The organism is Halobaculum roseum (genome assembly GCF_019880245.1).
In the GTDB taxonomy this organism is placed as follows: Archaea; Halobacteriota; Halobacteria; order Halobacteriales; family Haloferacaceae; genus Halobaculum; species Halobaculum roseum.
On sequence record NZ_CP082286.1, the window covers coordinates 2376970 to 2393319 of the forward strand.

Sequence of the window (16350 nt, forward strand, 5' to 3'; positions counted from 1 at the left end):
CGACTACTCGCGGCGCTTCGGAACCAGCGAGAACGGGTACTCGCCGAGGAACTCGAAGCCGTCGTCGGTGACGACGATCAGGTCCTCCAGCCTGACTCCGCCCTCCTCGGGATCGTACACGCCCGGCTCGATCGTGACCACGTTGCCAGCTTCGAGTTCGTCGTCGCCCCCCAGCGACGGCCCCTCGTGGAGGGAGACGCCGACGCCGTGGCCCGTCGAGTGGGTGAACCCGACCTCGTCGGAATCGACGCGGAAGCCGTGGGCCGCGAGTTCGGCGGCGGCCTCCCCGTGGACGGTCGAGGCCGGGACGCCGGCGGCGACCTCGTCGAGGGCTGCCTCCCGGGCGCGCTCGACGGCGAGGTACGCCCGGCGCTCCCAGCCGCCGTCGGGGTCGACGGCGAAGGTGCGCGTCACGTCGCCGTAGTAGCCGTCGGGCCCCCGGGGCGACACGTCGAGCAGCACCGTCTCGCCCGGTCGGATCACGTCGGTGCCGGTGTAGTGGAGGTCGGCGGCGGTCGCGCCCGCGCCGATAACCGTGTTCCCGGCGTCTCGGACGCCATGGGCCGCGAGGGTCTCGTTCAGCTGCCGGCGGAGGCGCTCGGTCGAGAGCACGCCGCCGTTCCAGCGGACCGCGTCGGCGTCGACGGTCGCTTCGGCGAGGATCTCCTCGGCCCGTGCGATCCCGCGGATCGCCGCGCGCTGGACGCGCCGCAGGCGATCGATCTCGGCGTCGGTCTTCGTCTCGCGGGCGCGGGCGACGGCGTCGGTCGAGGTGACCTCGTAGCCGGCCCGTTCGAGATACACGACGGCGTCGTGGGGGATCCCCTGCGGAACGAGCACGGAGCCGGCGTCGGCGCCGCGGTCGTCGAGCGCGGCGGCCGCGCGGACGCCGGCCGGATCCGCCTGGTCGCCGACGCGGACCTCGTCGCCGGGGAACTCCCGGCGCGCCTGCTCGTCGAACAGCGCCGGCGCGCACAGCGCCGTGTGGACGCCGTTGGGGTACCCGTCCGCCTCCGAGTCGCCGTCGCCGCCGCTCGCGGGCGTCGCCACGAACGCGTAGTCGCGATCCGGGCCCGAAACGCGCGTGAGCCACCGGAGGTCGTCGTCGAAGCGGTCGCCGACGGCGACGAACCCCGCGGCGTCGCGGTCGGCGAGTTCGGTCGCGAGCGGCGCGTAGCTCGTGTCGAGCGCGTCGTCGCCGGCGGCGTCGTCACCGTCGGTATCGCCGTCTCGCTGCGGGGGCATCTACGCCTCGACTTCGGGGTCGGGCGCCTCGACCGTCTCGACGATCTCGTCGACGATCTCCTGGGGGTCGCCCTCGCGGATCTCGTTGTGGAGGACCACCGAGATCGGCAGCGTCGGCGCGCCGGTGACGAGGTTCTGCATGAGGACGAGCCGCTCGCGCGCGCGAGACATGCCGACATAGAAGACCCGGCGCTCGTTGTCCGTGAGCACCGGCACCGGGCTGGTGGACTTGGTGAACTCCTCGCCGTCGCGGCCGGTCACGTCGAGCCCCTGCTGGTCGGCCTGGGCGGCCATCTGTTCGACGACCTTCTCGGTGAGGTCGGTGTTGACGAACACGTGGTCGGCCTCGCGACCCTTCGCGGAGTGGATCGTGCCGAGGCGAACCCGGTCGGGGTCCTCGCCGGCGTACCCGCCCGCGAAGTACGCCTTCACCGACTTCCGCTGGAAGCTGGTGATCTTGCGGGCCATGTCCCCGGCGGACGGTCCGTCGGGCATGAACGGGACGTACTCCTTCACGTCCTCCGGCGACAGCGGGATCTCCGCGAGGTCGTCCTCCTCGGCGGTCTCATCGACCTCGTCGAGGAAGTCGTACAGCTCGTCGCGGTCGTTGCTCCCGAACGCCGAGTCCTGGAGGATGTCCGCGAGGCGACGGGCCTGCAGCGCCGTCAGCGCCTCGCCCTTGTCGACGGCCTCGACCGCCCGGACGTAGTCGGTGAGCCGGTCGGTCCACATCCGCTGGTCGGTGAGACACGAGAACGGGATCCCCTCGGAGATGAACTCGTCGATGAAGTCGAACATCTGATAGCGCGCGCGGAACAGCACCATCACCGTCTCGTCGTCCGTGCTCTGGACGGTGTGGCGGACGTTCCGCACGAGGTCGAGCATCGACGGGGAGTCGACCGCCTCCACCGCGCCGCCCTCCTTGCGCGGCTTGAGGTCCTTCTCCTGGCGCTTGTCGATGTGGCGGATCTCCGTGTTGACGACGTTGAGGATGTTCGAGGGGAGGCGGTAGGAGTTCGGCAGCACCTCGTCCTCGTCGACCTCGGTGTCGAGCAAGAGCGCGGGGTCGGCGCCCTGCCAGGCGTACACGACCTGGTCGTCGTCGCCGGCGATGAGACACGAGTCCATGTGCGGCTTCCACTCCTCGAACACCTCGTACTGCAGCGTGGTGATGTCCTGGAACTCGTCGATCACGAGGTGGTCGACGCTGGGGAGCAGCGAGCGCTGTTTCACCCGTTCGAGCATGTCGGCGAACCCGACCAGCCCGTTGTCGCCCTTGTAGGCGCGCCACGCCCGGATCGCCTCCGGCACGTCGAGGCGGTCGTCGTCGCCGGGCCACGTCGGGGTGTACTTGTTCCCCTCCTGGGCGTTCGGGTCGATCTCCGGCGGGAGCCGGACCTCCTCGACGTCCCACTGGAACGGCACGTCGTACCAGTCGGCCACGTCACGCTTGGTGCGCTGGAGCCACTGCGAGGTGGCGATCACCTTGTTGCCGAGCGTCGTCGACCGCGCGGTTCGGCGGCCGCCGCCTGAGTACTCGTCCTCGTACTCGACGCCGTAGTCGTCGCAGAACGCCTCCTTGTCGTCCTCGCCGACCACGTCGCCCCGGGAGAGGTTCAACAGCTCGTACGCCTTCGCGTGCATCGTCGCGACGTTCCCCTGCAGGTGACGCGGGGTGGTGTCGAGACGTTCGGCGAGGCGCTCGCGCACCTCGGATGCCGCCGCGCGCGTGTACGAGACGACGAGGATGTCACGGATGTCCGCGCCCTCGTCGATGAGCCCCTCGACGCGGTCGAGGAGCGCGGTCGTCTTCCCGCTGCCCGGGCCACCGAACAGGCGGGTCACCGTCGGGTCGCTCATTACCGTGTCCTCTCGTCCACGACTCATAAGCGCCGTGGCTCGCGCTCGCGGACGGACGTGTTCGGAACGGAGAAGGTCGTCTCGACGCGCTCGCGCCGCGAGCGGGCGGCGACGAGCGCGCGGATCGGTCGGTCGTCAGCCGGTCAGTTCACCGCCTCCGGTCGCCAGCCGCACACCGAGCACTCGGACGCGTCGCCGTCGTGAAGGCCGCCACAGTCGGGACACTGTTTCTTGTTATACGACTCCTCCCATCGGGCCGTCTCCACGTCGTGGCCGCGACTGGTCAGGAACTCGTCGAACAGGTCGCCATCGGGGCTCGGTGCCGACGCCATACATGGTACGCTATACCATGGCGGGTGATATAGCTTGTGGCGACTCTCTCGTTCGTGAAATCGGCAGACGGCGACGGGAGAGCGTCCCCACCGGCCGCGGAGTAGTCGGATCGCGGTTCGGACGCGGGCCGCGTTCGGTTCGTCCTCGGGGGCCGTCTCACGGCGTTCGTCTCTCGGCGATCGTCGGTGGGCGATCGTCGCTCAGAGATCGTACAGTTCGCCGAACTTCTCCTCCACGTAGTCGAGGAAGTACTCGGCCGTCAGCGGCTCGCCGGTGGCGACCTCGACGAGTTCGTCGGTCGGATACCGGCGGCCGTGGCGGTGGACGTGTTCGGTCATCCACTCCCACAGCGGCTGGAGGTCGCCCTCGCGGATCAGCGCGTCCACGTCGCCCAGGTCCTCGCGCATCGCGTGATCGAGCTGTGCCGCCAGCACCGAGCCGATTGTGTACCCCTGGAACGCGGCGAAGCGGCTGCTCCAGTGGATGTCCTGCAGACAGCCGTCGGCGTCGGTGTCGGGCACGACGCCGAGGTAGTCGTCCATCTTCTCGTTCCAGACGGCCGGGATCTCCTCGACGGAGACATCGCCCTCGACGAACGCGCGGTCGATCTCACACCGGAGGATGATGTGCAGGTGGTAGGTGAGCTCGTCCGCTTCCACGCGGATAAGATTCTCCGGGTAGATCTGGTTCACCGCCTCGTACGCCTCCCGCGCGGTGGCGTCGGTGCCGAGGTGGTCGTTCGCCTCGTCGACGAACCCCTCCCAGAACGGCTCGGTGCGCGCGACGTGGTTCTCCCAGAACCGCGACTGGCTCTCGTGGACGCCCGACGAGAGCGAGGCCCCCAGCGGCTCGCCGAAGCGGCCGTCCGGCAGCCCCAGCTCGTAGCTCGCGTGGCCGAACTCGTGGACGGTGGCGGTGAACGCGTCCATCGGGTCCTCGGGCTTGAACCGCGTCGTGATGCGGGCGTCGAACTGGTTGCCGGAGGTGAACGGGTGCGCGGACACGTCCAGTCGGCCGCGGTCGTCGGGGTAGTTCAGCAGGTCGAGCACGGATTCCGACAGGTCGCGCTGTGTCGCGTCGTCGTAGGGGCCCGCCGCGACGAACGGCGACGCGAGGTCGACGTCGGCGGCCTCGATCTCCTCGATGAGCGGGACGAGCCCCGCCTTCAGTTCCTCGAAGACCTCCTCCAGCCGCTCCAGCGGGAGGTACGGCTCGCCGTCCTCGTACATGACCTCGTAGGCCGGGCGGTCGGGGTCGATCGCCTCGGCCCGCTCGACGTGGAGGTCCCGCAGCGTCTCCAGCGTCGGCGCGAAGCGGTCGAAGTCGTCGTCGGCCTTCGCCTCCTTCCACACCTGCTGGCTGGCGGACTGTTGCTCGGTCAGCTCCTCCACCAGCTCCTCGGGGACGCTGCGGTTGCGCTCGTGGCGCCGGCGGATCTCGCGGACGTTCGCCGTGCGATCGCCGTCGAGACCGGCGTCCTCGGCCGCATCGAGCGCGTCGGCGATCCCCTCGCCCGTGAGCTTCTCGTGGGTCGTCGCCGACAGCGCCGCGAGCTGCTTCCCGCGGGCGGCGGTGCCGCCGGTCGGCATCGTCACCTGCTGGTCCCAGTAGAGGACGCCGCTGCCGCTTTCGAGGTGCGAGATGCGGGCGTATCTGTCCATCAAGTCCCGATACGCGTCGGGCGCGTCGTCGGAGGCCGTCGAGTCGAGGTCGGCGTTCGGCGGTGCCATGCGAGAGGCTCCGTGTCCCGCGGTATCAACCTCCGGGTGGCCCGCACGGATGGCCGACTCTCGGCCGTCGTGGCGCGATCCGTCGCCGGGGACGGCTACCGATCCCCGGCGAAGGTCGCCGCGCCGTCCTCGACGACGACGCCCCGGCGGACGACGCCGTCGAGGGCCCACCCGACCGTGTACGCGAGGGCGACGAACACGCCGTAGCCCCCGGCGAGCGAGACGACCTCGTTCACCGTCGACGCGTCGGCGCCGAACGCGGCCGTCGACAGCAGGGTGAGGAGGGCGATGCCGACGAGCACCCCGACGATGTCCCGGCCGTAGACGGACAGCGGCGACGCCGCGAGGGCGCCGGCGGCGACGCAGGTGCCGACGAGCGCGGCGTCCGCGAGCGCCGGCGGGTCGAGCGCGCTCGCTGGCGACCCCCACGAGACGCCGAGGACCAGTTGCACTCCGACGGCGCCGGCGGTCCAGAGAGCGAACTGCGCGATCAGGGAGCGGGGACTTCGTGTCATCGGATCCGGCGGGCTCGCGGGCACTGTCGCCGAGGCGGTACCGGGAGCGCGGGCGCGGTTACTTCCGCAGTTCCTTCACGCGCTGGATGTTCCACGCGAAGGACTTGCCGTCCTCCGTCGGCGTCTCCAGCACGAGCGGCACGTCGCGCAGGTCATCGTGGTTGACGAACGCGCGCATGCCCTCCTCGCCGATGAGCCCCTCGCCGACGTGGGCGTGCTCGTCCTTGTTCGTCCCGCACTCGTGTTTGGAGTCGTTGAGGTGGACACACCGGAGGTGCTCCAGCCCGACGACCTCGTCGAGCTCGGCGATCGTCTCCTCGACGCCCTCGGCCGTCGAGAGGTCGTAGCCCGCGGCGAACGCGTGGGCGGTGTCGAGACAGATGTCGAGGTCCTGCTCGGAGCGCTCCAGCACCGCCGCGAGGTGCTCGAAGTCGCCGCCGAGCTTCGTGCCCGAGCCGGCGTCCGATTCGACGAGGACGGTCACGCCGTCCGGGATGTCGAGTTCGTCCAGCGCGCTGGCTGCGTTGTCGAGGCCCTGCTCGACTCCGGCGCCGGTGTGGGCGCCCAGGTGGACGTTCACGTACGGGATGCCCAGCTTGTCGGCGGCGTCGACCTCCTTTTGCATCGAGTCGACGGACTTCTCGCGGAGGTCGTCCTTCGGCGTGCAGAGGTTCACGAGGTACGACGAGTGGATCACCCACGGGCCGACGCCGTGGTCGTCGCTGGCGGCGCGGAACCGCTCGGCCTCGTCGTCGTCGATGTTCGGGTCCTGCCACACCTGCGGGGAGTGGGTGAAGATCTGGCCGCAGTTGCCGCCGTCGTCGACCAGCGCGTCGACCGCGTTGTACGTGCCGCCGGCGATGGACTCGTGTGCCCCGACGCGCAGCGTCGGGTCGCTGTCTGCGCTCATACCCTCCGGTCACGAGGCGGGGGGCAAAGCGGCTTCGGAAGCGGCCGCCGCGTCGCGGCGGACCTCCGGGGGTCCCCCGTCGTCGCCAGCGACCACGCGGCCACCGCCCCTTTCCGTCCCAACGGCCTAGCCGACGGGCACACGCCATGCAGGTCGACACGGTCGTCAGCCGCCTCGAACGCGCGTTCGAGCCCGCCCGCGAGCTGCTCGTTCCCCCGCTGTCGGACCCGCACGTGATGGGTGCGTGGGCCGTCGTCGTCGCGGTCTCGACGGCGGTGCTGCTGTGGGACCTCCGCGAGCGCAACGAGTCGATCCCGTCGCTGATGCGGGGCGTCTGGACGCTGACGGTGCTGTACTCCGGGCCGTTCGGGCTGGCGGTGTACTGGTACGCCGGCCGTACGCAGATCCCGCGCGATTCGCTCGCGCGACGCGGCTTCCGGTCGACGGCCCACTGCTACTCCGGCTGCGGCGCCGGCGAGGTGACGGGTATCCTGCTGGCACAGGGGCTGCTCGGACTGGCGGTCGGCTGGGTCGCGGCGGCGACGTTCGGGTTCGCGTACCTGTTCGGCTTCTCGTTGACGGTCGGACCCCTGATGCAGGAGGGCGTGGGACTCCGCGAGGCTGTCGCCGACGCGTTCTACAGCGAGACGCCGTCGATCACGGTGATGGAGGTGGTCGCGATCGGCACGGACCTCCTGCTCGCGGCCGACGCGCACGTCGGCGACCTCCTGTTCTGGGGCGCGCTGGCGTTCTCGCTGTCGATCGGCTACCTCGCCGCGTACCCGGTGAACGTCGCGCTCGTCCGCGTCGGCGTCAAGGAGGGGATGGCGAACCCCGCGGAGCTGTAACGGGAGCCGACGCCGCCCGCGACCCCGCCCGTCGCGCTCGATTATCACCCCCGACAGCGGGGACCGCACGCTTATTGACGTGACCGCCGTCCGGACCGCTACATGCCACGGTCGGATCCCGAGGATCGGCCGAGCGACCCGCTCGACGTGGGGGATCCCGCCCCCGAGTTCACCGCGACGCTCGTCACTCCCGAGGGGGAGACGCGGGAGGCGTCGCTCTCGGAGTTGCTCGACAGGCCCGTCCTCCTCAGTTTCTACACCGTCGACTTCAGCCCCGACTGCATCGAGGAGTGGTGCGCCTTCCGCGACTTCGACTGGTTCGCCTCCGGCGAGGAGGTGAACGTCGTCGGCGTCTCGAAGTCCGGCCCGCGCCTGCATCGCCAGTTCATCGACCGCCTGGATCTGGGCTTCCCGCTGTACGCCGACACCGACCTCGCGATCTCGGAGACGTTCGGCGTCGCCTACCGGACGTTCGGGGTGTTCCGCCGCTCGCGCCGCTCGTGTTTCCTCATCGACGAGGACGGCGAGATCCGCTACCGTTGGCTCGGCGAGCACTGGCTCGACCCGACGCGCGACACGCCGCCCGTCGCGGAACTCCACGAGGCGGTGCGGGCGGAACTGGGCGACGAGCCCGAGACGTTCGGCTTCTGACCCGACCGGGTGCTCGCCGTCGGCGCCGCCGTCAGCGACTCCCGGGCCGCTCGCGCACCCAGTCGTCCGATCGGTACTTCTCGTCGGCGATCTCCTCCGCCCGCGCCAGTTCCGCGTCGGTCCATTCGCCCGCCTCGGCGTCGGCCCACCCCGCCAGCGACTCCTCGAAGGCGGCGACGGCGTCCCCCCGCGTCGCGTCCGCGTAGTCCGTGATCCCGCCGACGCGCTCGGCGAACCGCTCCTCGCCCACGCCGTGGTCGCGGAAGACCGCCAGGTGCTCGCGGGGCTTCGCGTCGAACGTCACCGAGCCGTGCTGGATGACGCTCTCGTCGCGTCGGTACTGGGCGTTGCCCGAGAGCTTCCGGCCGGCGCCGCCGTCGGCGCACACGTCGTGGGCCGGGTGGAGCCCCCGGAGGTAGCAGGCGGGCCGATAGATCGCGGGGCGCTCCTCGTCGGCGTAGTCGGCGTCGACGCCGAGGGCCCGGAAGGCGGACAGCACCGGCTCACACAGCAGGTGGTAGGCGTCGAGCAACTTCCCGGGCAGCTCCTCGGCGGGCGCCGTGATCGAGTAGGAGATGTCGCCGTCGCGGTCGTGGTAGATGCCCCCGCCGCCGGTCTGGCGGCGCGTCACGTCGACGCCCGCGTCGGCGCAGTGGTCCCAGTCGACCGACTCGGGGTCCTGGGCGTACCCCATCGAGAGACAGGAGGGCTCCCAGCGGTACACGCGGACCGTCCGCGGGCCGCCGTCGGCGGCGGTCTCGGCGGCGACCTCGTCGAGCGCCATGTTCAGCGGACCGGGGCGCGCCTCCTCGCGGATCAGCCGCCACTCGCGGTCGGCGAGTGGGCCGGCGGCGCCGTCGCCCGTCCCCGCGTCGGCGTCGGCGTCGGCGTCCGTGTCGCTCATACCCGCGATCCGTCGCCGCGAGTGAAAGAGCCGCCGGTCGTCCGCGCCGGGCGGCCCCGGTTCGCGCGCACACCGAGCAGACGGCCGCGACGCTCGACGGGACAGCCGCCGGGTGGGACTGAAAGGGGCCGCGACGCTCGGGGAAGGCGCGGACCGACAAGCACCGCAGGGGAGCGACCTGATGGGAGCGAGCCAGGGAGCGCAGCGGCCGCACCGACCCGAGCGTCGCGGGGGCTTTCGAACCGTTCCGGTCCGACCTCACACCGACGATCCCGTGCACACCCGCCGCTCAGGATCGCCGCGAACCCCTTTTCACCTCGCGGCGACGACACACGGGTAATGGTCGGAAACGTCGCCGAGACGATGGCCGAACTCGAGCCCGAGGACTTCTATCTCCTCTCGGGCGTCGAGCAGGGCATGCGCTTCTCGGAGTGGGTCAACGTCGAGAAGATCCCGGAGTACGCCGGGCTCTCCGAGGAGAACGCCGAGTACCGGATCGACCGGTGTGCCGATCGCGACCTCATCCGGCGCAAGACGATCCAGTACGAGGGGTACCAGCTCACCTTCGAGGGGTACGACGCGCTGGCGCTGCACACGTTCGCGGAGCGCGAGACGGTCACGGGGATGGGGTCGTCCCTGGGCGTCGGCAAGGAAAGCGACGTGTACGAGGTGGAGACGTACCGCCCGATGGCGCTGAAGTTCCACCGCGAGGGGTACACGAACTTCCGCGAAGTGAACAAGGAGCGCGACTACACCGCCGACAACAACCACGTCTCCTGGCAGTACACCGCGCGCAAGGCCGCCGAGCGCGAGTACGGCGCGCTGGAGGACCTGTACCCCCAGGTGTCGGTTCCCCGGCCGATCGACCACAACCGCCACGCGATCGTGATGGAGAAGCTCCCCGGCCCGGAGCTGGCGAACGCGAAGCTCCGATCCGAGCAGGCGGTGGGGGTGCTCGATCTGGTGCTCCGGGAGATGGATCTGGCCTACCGCGCGGGCTACGTCCACGCCGACATCTCCGAGTACAACGTCGCCGTCAGCGACGACGGGATCGTGATCTTCGACTGGCCCCAGTCGGTCGAGACGGACCACGAGAACGCCGACGAACTGCTCGCGCGCGACGTGGGCAACATCGTGAGCTACTTCGGCCGGAAGTACCCGAGCGAGACGCCCGACGTCGACGCCGACGCGGTCGCCGACGCGATCGTCGACGGCGAGTTCGAGTCGGTGCGCGCCTTCGCCGGGTCGGAGCCGGAAGCGTAGGCACGAGGGGGTCGCCTCCGCCGGTCCCAGCGGGTTCGCAGTGTGACCGGTCCGCACAGTGACGAGCCGAAACGGAGCCCTTACAAGCGCCTGTCCGGAACTACTGGTAACTCGCTGGCAGGTGGGCCGCCAGTGGGCACCCGGTACGCCGGGACGAAATGTGACCGCTCGGGGTTCCCGACGCGGTTGAATCGCAAGCGCCCGCGGAGACCACCAATGGCACGAAGCTTCTACTCCCACATCAAGGAAGCCTGGCGGAACCAGGACGAGGGCAAGCTCGCGGAACTGCAGTGGCAGCGCAAGCAGGAGTGGCGCGACGAGGGCGCCATCGTCCGGATCGACCGGCCGACCCGCCTCGACAAGGCGCGCGAACTCGGCTACAAGGCCAAGCAGGGCGTCGTGATGGCGCGCGTCTCCGTCCGCAAGGGCGGCGCGCGCAAGCAGCGCCACAAGGCCGGCCGCCGAACGAAGCGCCAGGGCGTCAACCGCATCGGTCGCCGGAAGTCCATCCAGCGCATCGGCGAGGAGCGCGTCTCGCGGAAGTACCCGAACCTCCGCGTGCTCGCCTCCTACCCGGTGGGCCAGGACGGCTCCCAGAAGTGGACCGAAGTGATCCTCGTCGACCCCGAACATCCCGCGATCCAGAACGACGACGAACTCAACTGGATCTGCGACGACTCCCAGAAGGGCCGCGCGTTCCGCGGCCTCACGAACGCCGGCAAGCGCAACCGCGGCCTGAGCCAGCGCGGCAAGGGCACCGAGAAGACCCGCCCGTCGGTGTCGCGCGGCGACCGCGGCGGAAAGTAACGTCGCCCGCACCCCCGAGACCGAACTCGAACTTTTCGCCGACGCTACCCAGACAGCGGCAGCCACATCGAAGCCGGACCCGAGGAAGTGCTAAGGGCGTCTGTCTCCGAGCACCGCTCGATGCAGCCAGCGGACCGACCGGCCTCGACCGCCGACTGGCGCGCGTTCGTCTCCACGCTCCGTCGTCAGTACCGTGCGGCACGCACGCGGACGACGCTGACGGTCGTCGCGCTCACGTCGACGGTGTTTCTCCTGCAGGTGGTCGCGGCGTGGGCCACGGGAGCGCCGTCGGTGCGGGCGCTGACGGCGCTGCTGTACCTCGAAGGGGGCGACGCGGTGTTCCTCCTCTCGCCGTTCCTGCACCGGGGCGTCCCCCACTTCCTCACGAACGTGCTCGTCCTGCTCGTGCTCGCACCGCAGGAGCGGCACTTCTCCCCCGGCGGCTACTGGCTCTTTCTGGTCGCGGGGGCGACGCTCGCGCTCGGCGTCGGCTACGCGGTGCTGCTCGCGTACAGTCCGGCATCGAACGTCGCCGTCTACGGGATCAGCGGGCTCGGCTACGCGCTCGGGGGGTTCGCGTTGACGCGGGCGGTCGGGCGCACGGACGACCTCTCCGAGTTGGACCTCCTCGCCGCTGTGATCGGCGGCTCGTCGGTCCTCACGGTCGCGGTCGACCTCCTCACGAACCTCCCTGGGGCCCCCGCGGCGGTGAACGGCGGCCATCTCTCGGGGCTCGTGTTCGGCCTGCTGGTCGGCGCGCTGTGGCGCGGGACGCCCGGCGTGTCGGGAACCGAAGACGAGTCGTAGGCTCCCGCAGCGCTCGGCGTCGCCGACGCGCTCAGTAGTCCCCCAGGGAGGATTGCCCGCCCGACTCCCCGTCCGCCAGCCCCGCAAGCTCAGCCGCCGTCCGGATCGTCTCCTCGAACGCGTCGGCCTGACTCCGGTCGTACAGCGTCGCGGCCGGGTGGAGACACACCAGCAAGCGGACCGCTGCGTCGCCGACGCGGGCGTCGAACACCTCGCCGGCCTCCTTCGTCACGGCGACCGAGCGTCCGAGGAGGTGCTGGGAGGGGACCTTCCCGAGCGTGACGACGAGCTCGGGGTCGGCGCGCGCGAGTTCCTCGGCGAGGTAGCCGCGACAGTTGTCCAGCTCCTCGCTGTGGGGGTCGCGGTTGTCCGGCGGCCGGCAGCGCACGCAGTTCGTGATGCGAACGTCGGCGCGCGCGAGCCCGACGTCGCGCAGCGCGTCGTCCAGCACCGTCCCCGAGCGGCCGACGAACGGCTCGCCCTCCTCGTCTTCGTTCGCTCCCGGCGCCTCGCCGACGAACACGAGGTCGGCGTCGGTCGGGCCGGTGCCGTTGACGATCCGCGATCGCGACTCCACGAGCGCCGGACAGCGCTCGCAGTCGGACACGCACAGGTCCGCGTCCAGCGACTGCTCGCTCATACGCGAACGCGACCCGCCGCGGAGGTAAACTTACCCGTCTCGGGCCTCGTCCGGCGCCGAGTCCGGCGCCGAGTCCGGCGCGCCACCCGACACGGTCCCCGTCCGGCGCTCGACGTACGACCGTCCGGCGCGTGCCGCGAGCCGGGCGACCCGAAGCGGCTCCGGACGACCCTGCCCGTCCGGGGTGTGTGCGGCGACGACCTGCGCGGCAGTCCCGGCGTCGACGCCGACGGAGCGAAGCCAGAGGTCGGGGTCGTCACCCGGCTCGTCGCCCGCCCGCTCGCCGCGAGTCGCCTCGCCGTCGAGGCGGATCGGTTCGCGCTCGGGAAGCGACCCGTAGACGGCCAGCCGACGGTCGAGTGCCTCGCCGGCGAAGTGCTCGCGCAGATGCGGCTCCAGCCCCGTGCTGGCCTCGAACGAGACCGCGACGACGGGCTGATCGGCCGCCTCGTGCACCCGGCGGAGGTCGATCAGGTTGAACCACGCGGGGGCGACGCCCGCGATCAGCACGGTGCGGGCGTCCGGCCGGTCCAAACGGTCGAGGCAGTCGACGACGGCGGCGGTCGCGTCGCTGCCGCCCACGGTACACGTCGAGAACGAGAGTCCGTCGACCACGCGGTCCCCGCGGACGACCGCCGCCGCGACCGTCGCGCGCGCCGGCGGGTCGGCGTCCGACCGGCCGTCGGCCGAGACGGCGACGCCGATGGCGCGGGTTCCGGAGGTCACGAGGTGGTGCGAGAGTGAGTGCGATGGCGCGATGCGGTGACGTCCGACGAACGCAGCCCCGTCAGTCCTTGATCTGCTCGAGCTTGTCGAGGAGTTCGTCGTTCGAGGCTTCGAACTCGAACTCGACGTCGCCGTCGTGGTCGGCCTCGCCGCCGCCGACGGTGTCCTGGTCGAGATCCGAATCGAGCTGCTGGTTCTCCTGTTCGGATTCGTCGTAGCTTCCGAAGCCCATACCGTGTGTACGTAGCCGGTACCGACAGAAATATTTGTGGGCCGGCGGAGGTCGGTCGACGGGACGAACACGCGACGACGGCCCGACGGACGCGCGGCCGCGTCGCTGCCGCGGCAGGTCGGCTTTTACGCGCGGCTCCCCAGTGCCCGGACATGGACGCGGTCAACGTCACGGCCGACGCCGATGAGTTCACCTGCAACGCGTACTTCGTCGACGGCGCGGCGTCGACGCTCGTCGACGCGGGGACGATGCCCGGCGTCGTCGACGTGGTGGCCGAGCACGCCGATGACCTCGACCGGGTGATCCTCACCCACCAACACCACGACCACGTGGGCGAGTTGGACGCCGTGCTCGACGCGTTCGACGCCGAGCTGTACGCGTACGGCGACCACCCGCGCCGCGATCACGCGCTCGCCGACGGCGACGAGGTCGCGATCGGCGACGAGACGGCCGAGGTCGTCTACACGCCCGGCCACGCCGCCGACCACGTCTCGCTGGTCGCCGAGACCGCGCTGTTCTCCGGCGACGTGGTCGTGTACAACGACGGCGCCTTCGACGACGGCTCGTTCGGTCGAACCGACATGGCCGGCCAGTCGCGCGAGCGCCTCGTCGAGAGCCTTCGAGAGCTTCTCGATCGGCTCCCAGACTCCGTCGAGTCGATGTACGCGGGCCACGGCGACGCGTTCCACGCCGACCCCGGCGGCGACTCCGTGCGCGACGTGATCGAGCGGGCGCTCGCGCGTGCCGAGCGCCGCGAGCCGAAGTATCCGGAGGAGTAGGGCGCGGTCGACGGCGGCTGCGGGGACCGGGGAGCCGCGTCCGGCGCCGCTGTCGCTGGCGACGCTGCGGGCCGAAACAGAAGACGGTGTCCGCGGGCGCGACGGCGACCCGCGACGTTATGCGGTCCGCGGCTCCTTCGCCTTGGGGCGGAGGTTCCCGTAGCCGCACTTGCGACAGTTCTCCGCGCGCTGGGGGTTGCGAGCGTTGCACCGCATGCAGATGAGCTTGTTGAGCGTGCGGCGCTCGGCCGCGTCGAATTGAGCCATACGTGTGGGAAGCGGCGCCGTGCGTGTTAACGGTTGCGAGTCGGATCCGGGCCGTCGCTGCGACGTGCGGGGGCCTTACGCGCCGGCCTGCGCGAGCGCCTCCTCCAGGTCCTCGCGCTGGGTGACGCCGACGAACCGGTCGACGACGCCGTCGTCGTTCTCGACGATGAGGGTGGGAAGCGAGCGCACCTGGTACTGGTTCGCGATCTCCTGTTCCTCCTCGACGTCGACCTTCTCGAAGTCCACGTCGGGATAGTCCTCCTCGAGCTCGTCGAGGATCGGGTCCTGGGTCTTACAGGGGCCACACCAGTCCGCGTAGAAGTCCTTGAGTCGGACGCTCATACCGACCGCCCGTTGCGACGGGCCGCGCATAAGGATTACTCACTGGCCGTTCCCCCGGGCAATCGGTTCCGGTCGGCGGCCGCGATCGACCGCCGGTCGAAAGGCTTAGGCGGGGGACTCGCGATCACCGGTGTATGAGCAGCGGCCAGAACAGCGGCGGCCTGATGTCCAGCGCGGGGCTCGTCCGCTACTTCGACGCGGAGGACCGAAACGCGATCCGGATCGACCCGAAGACCGTCGTCGCCTTCGGGCTCCTCTTCGGGATCCTCGTGTTGATCCTCGGGTTCGCGTTCTGAGGCTCCGCGGACGACGCACCCGCGGACGACACACCGCCGATCGGCGCTCCGACCGAACGACACCTTTTCACCCGCAGCCCGTCGATTCTCCCCCATGAAAGCGGGCGTTATCGCCGTCCAGGGCGACGTCTCCGAGCACGCCGACGCGGTCCGCCGCGCGGCCGCGAGCCACGGCGTCGACGTGGCGGTCGTCGAGATCCGCGACGCCGGCGTCGTCCCGGAGTGCGACGTTCTGCTGATGCCGGGCGGCGAGTCGACGACGATCTCCCGGCTGCTGCGCGAGGAGGGGATCGACGAGGAGATCCGCGACCACGTCGCCGGCGACAAGCCGCTGCTGGCGACGTGTGCGGGGCTCATCGTCGCCTCCCGCGACGCCAAGGACGACCGGGTGGCGACGTTGGACGTGCTCGACGTGAGCGTCGACCGCAACGCGTTCGGCCGGCAGGCGGACTCCTTCGAGGCGCCGCTGTCGGTGACCGGGCTCGACGAGCCGTTCCCCGCGGTGTTCATCCGCGCTCCGGTCATCGACGAGGTCGGCGAGGGCGTCGAGGTGCTCGCCGAGTGGGACGGCGATCCCGTCGCCGTCAAGCAGGGCTCGGTGATCGCCACGTCGTTCCACCCCGAGTTGACGCCCGACTCGCGGATCCACGACCTGGCGTTCTTCGGGCAGGAGCACGCCGCGATCCCGACGGACGACGATGCCGAGGCGGACTCAGGTTCCGGCGCGGACGCTGACGCAAATTCCGGTGCCGACGCCGACGCGGAGGTCGACGCGTGAGCGACGACGCCGCGGCCGGCGATGACATCGAACCCGAGTCGGAGACGGTTCCCGACGAGGAGGTGCTCGGCGCGCTGTTCGCGACGATCGAGGACCGCAAGGAGCGCCTCCCCGAGGGCTCCTACACCGCTTCGCTGTTCACCCACGAGAAAGGCGAGAACGCGGTGCTGGAGAAGATCGGCGAGGAGGCGACCGAGACCATCCTCGCGGCCAAGGACGACGACCTCGAGGAGCTGACCGCCGAATCGGCCGACCTCGTCTACCACCTCCTCGTGCTGTTCGCGCGAAAGGACCTCGACGTGGCGGACCTGCAGGCGGAGCTGCGCGATCGCTTTTGACGCGTGACTCCCGATCGTGGGCGACCGCGATCGTGTGGAAGTTCTGACGAACCCGGTGTCCTTATCGGGGTCGACGGCG

General features: G+C 70.7%; 21 protein-coding genes. 9 read left to right on the top strand and 12 right to left on the bottom strand.

Annotation, left to right across the window (positions count from 1 at the left end):
• Positions 1 to 3 precede the first annotated feature (3 nt).
• From K6T36_RS12040 to K6T36_RS12065, 6 genes are all read right to left on the bottom strand, one after another.
• Entirely contained in the window at positions 4 to 1245 is a 1242-nt protein-coding gene (locus K6T36_RS12040; RefSeq protein WP_222921497.1) for a M24 family metallopeptidase, read from the bottom strand.
• Complete coding sequence (locus K6T36_RS12045; RefSeq protein ID WP_222921498.1) at positions 1246 to 3105, bottom strand: UvrD-helicase domain-containing protein; 1860 nt, start codon at positions 3103 to 3105, stop codon at positions 1246 to 1248. It lies immediately after the preceding gene.
• Positions 3106 to 3248: 143 nt separating this feature from the next.
• A complete protein-coding gene (locus tag K6T36_RS12050; RefSeq protein WP_222921499.1) occupies positions 3249 to 3437 on the bottom strand; it encodes an HVO_0416 family zinc finger protein in 189 nt (62 codons plus the stop codon).
• Positions 3438 to 3638: 201 nt separating this feature from the next.
• Positions 3639 to 5168 carry a carboxypeptidase M32 gene (locus tag K6T36_RS12055; protein ID WP_222921500.1) on the bottom strand — a complete coding sequence of 510 codons (1530 nt, stop codon included), beginning with the start codon at positions 5166 to 5168 and terminating at the stop codon, positions 3639 to 3641.
• A gap of 95 nt (positions 5169 to 5263) precedes the next feature.
• Positions 5264 to 5683 carry a hypothetical protein gene (locus K6T36_RS12060; protein WP_222921501.1) on the bottom strand — a complete coding sequence of 140 codons (420 nt, stop codon included), beginning with the start codon at positions 5681 to 5683 and terminating at the stop codon, positions 5264 to 5266.
• 58 nt (positions 5684 to 5741) lie between these two features.
• A complete protein-coding gene (locus K6T36_RS12065) occupies positions 5742 to 6593 on the bottom strand; it encodes a deoxyribonuclease IV (RefSeq protein ID WP_222921502.1) in 852 nt (283 codons plus the stop codon).
• Positions 6594 to 6739: 146 nt separating this feature from the next.
• On the opposite strand from K6T36_RS12065, the gene K6T36_RS12070 reads away from it, so the two are divergent.
• Positions 6740 to 7441, top strand: coding sequence for a DUF4396 domain-containing protein (locus K6T36_RS12070; RefSeq protein WP_222921503.1), 702 nt, complete (start codon positions 6740 to 6742; stop codon positions 7439 to 7441).
• A 102-nt stretch (positions 7442 to 7543) separates the two neighbouring features.
• Positions 7544 to 8092, top strand: coding sequence for a peroxiredoxin family protein (locus K6T36_RS12075; RefSeq protein ID WP_222921504.1), 549 nt, complete (start codon positions 7544 to 7546; stop codon positions 8090 to 8092).
• 31 nt (positions 8093 to 8123) lie between these two features.
• Here K6T36_RS12075 and K6T36_RS12080 read toward each other — a convergent pair whose 3' ends face one another.
• Positions 8124 to 8996, bottom strand: coding sequence for a lipoate--protein ligase family protein (locus K6T36_RS12080; RefSeq protein ID WP_222921505.1), 873 nt, complete (start codon positions 8994 to 8996; stop codon positions 8124 to 8126).
• Positions 8997 to 9335: 339 nt separating this feature from the next.
• On the opposite strand from K6T36_RS12080, the gene K6T36_RS12085 reads away from it, so the two are divergent.
• The 3 genes from K6T36_RS12085 to K6T36_RS12095 all read left to right on the top strand — a co-directional run bounded on the left by K6T36_RS12085 (position 9336) and on the right by K6T36_RS12095 (position 11873).
• Entirely contained in the window at positions 9336 to 10259 is a 924-nt protein-coding gene (locus K6T36_RS12085) for a serine/threonine-protein kinase RIO2 (protein WP_222921506.1), read from the top strand.
• 216 nt (positions 10260 to 10475) lie between these two features.
• Positions 10476 to 11066 carry a 50S ribosomal protein L15e gene (locus K6T36_RS12090; protein ID WP_222921507.1) on the top strand — a complete coding sequence of 197 codons (591 nt, stop codon included), beginning with the start codon at positions 10476 to 10478 and terminating at the stop codon, positions 11064 to 11066.
• Positions 11067 to 11186: 120 nt separating this feature from the next.
• Positions 11187 to 11873: a rhomboid family intramembrane serine protease gene (locus tag K6T36_RS12095; RefSeq protein WP_222921508.1), complete on the top strand. Its 687-nt coding sequence runs from the start codon at positions 11187 to 11189 to the stop codon at positions 11871 to 11873.
• 31 nt (positions 11874 to 11904) lie between these two features.
• Here K6T36_RS12095 and K6T36_RS12100 read toward each other — a convergent pair whose 3' ends face one another.
• The 3 genes from K6T36_RS12100 to K6T36_RS12110 form a co-directional block, all read right to left on the bottom strand.
• Positions 11905 to 12513 (bottom strand): uracil-DNA glycosylase, encoded by a 609-nt coding sequence (locus K6T36_RS12100; protein WP_222921509.1) that lies wholly within the window; start codon positions 12511 to 12513, stop codon positions 11905 to 11907.
• 30 nt (positions 12514 to 12543) lie between these two features.
• Positions 12544 to 13239 carry an endonuclease dU gene (locus K6T36_RS12105; RefSeq protein WP_222921510.1) on the bottom strand — a complete coding sequence of 232 codons (696 nt, stop codon included), beginning with the start codon at positions 13237 to 13239 and terminating at the stop codon, positions 12544 to 12546.
• A gap of 61 nt (positions 13240 to 13300) precedes the next feature.
• On the bottom strand, positions 13301 to 13471 hold the full coding sequence (locus tag K6T36_RS12110; protein ID WP_222606814.1) for a DUF5786 family protein: 171 nt from the start codon (positions 13469 to 13471) through the stop codon (positions 13301 to 13303).
• Positions 13472 to 13623: 152 nt separating this feature from the next.
• Between K6T36_RS12110 and K6T36_RS12115 the strand changes: the two genes are divergently transcribed.
• Positions 13624 to 14250 carry an MBL fold metallo-hydrolase gene (locus K6T36_RS12115; RefSeq protein WP_222921511.1) on the top strand — a complete coding sequence of 209 codons (627 nt, stop codon included), beginning with the start codon at positions 13624 to 13626 and terminating at the stop codon, positions 14248 to 14250.
• 117 nt (positions 14251 to 14367) lie between these two features.
• On the opposite strand, the gene K6T36_RS12120 is transcribed toward K6T36_RS12115, so the two are convergent.
• Together K6T36_RS12120 and K6T36_RS12125 are read right to left on the bottom strand one after the other, a co-directional pair.
• Entirely contained in the window at positions 14368 to 14517 is a 150-nt protein-coding gene (locus K6T36_RS12120; protein WP_222606816.1) for a 50S ribosomal protein L40e, read from the bottom strand.
• A gap of 75 nt (positions 14518 to 14592) precedes the next feature.
• Positions 14593 to 14859 carry a thioredoxin family protein gene (locus K6T36_RS12125; RefSeq protein ID WP_222606817.1) on the bottom strand — a complete coding sequence of 89 codons (267 nt, stop codon included), beginning with the start codon at positions 14857 to 14859 and terminating at the stop codon, positions 14593 to 14595.
• A 134-nt stretch (positions 14860 to 14993) separates the two neighbouring features.
• Here K6T36_RS12125 and K6T36_RS12130 point away from each other — a divergent pair, with 134 nt between their 5' ends.
• From K6T36_RS12130 to hisE, 3 genes are all read left to right on the top strand, one after another.
• On the top strand, positions 14994 to 15155 hold the full coding sequence (locus tag K6T36_RS12130; protein WP_073306607.1) for a preprotein translocase subunit Sec61beta: 162 nt from the start codon (positions 14994 to 14996) through the stop codon (positions 15153 to 15155).
• Between the two features lie 94 nt (positions 15156 to 15249).
• Positions 15250 to 15933: a pyridoxal 5'-phosphate synthase glutaminase subunit PdxT gene (pdxT, locus tag K6T36_RS12135; RefSeq protein ID WP_222921512.1), complete on the top strand. Its 684-nt coding sequence runs from the start codon at positions 15250 to 15252 to the stop codon at positions 15931 to 15933.
• A complete protein-coding gene (gene hisE, locus K6T36_RS12140) occupies positions 15930 to 16271 on the top strand; it encodes a phosphoribosyl-ATP diphosphatase (RefSeq protein ID WP_222921513.1) in 342 nt (113 codons plus the stop codon). Before pdxT ends, hisE begins: the two co-directional genes overlap by 4 nt.
• The last annotated feature ends 79 nt before the right edge of the window (positions 16272 to 16350 follow it).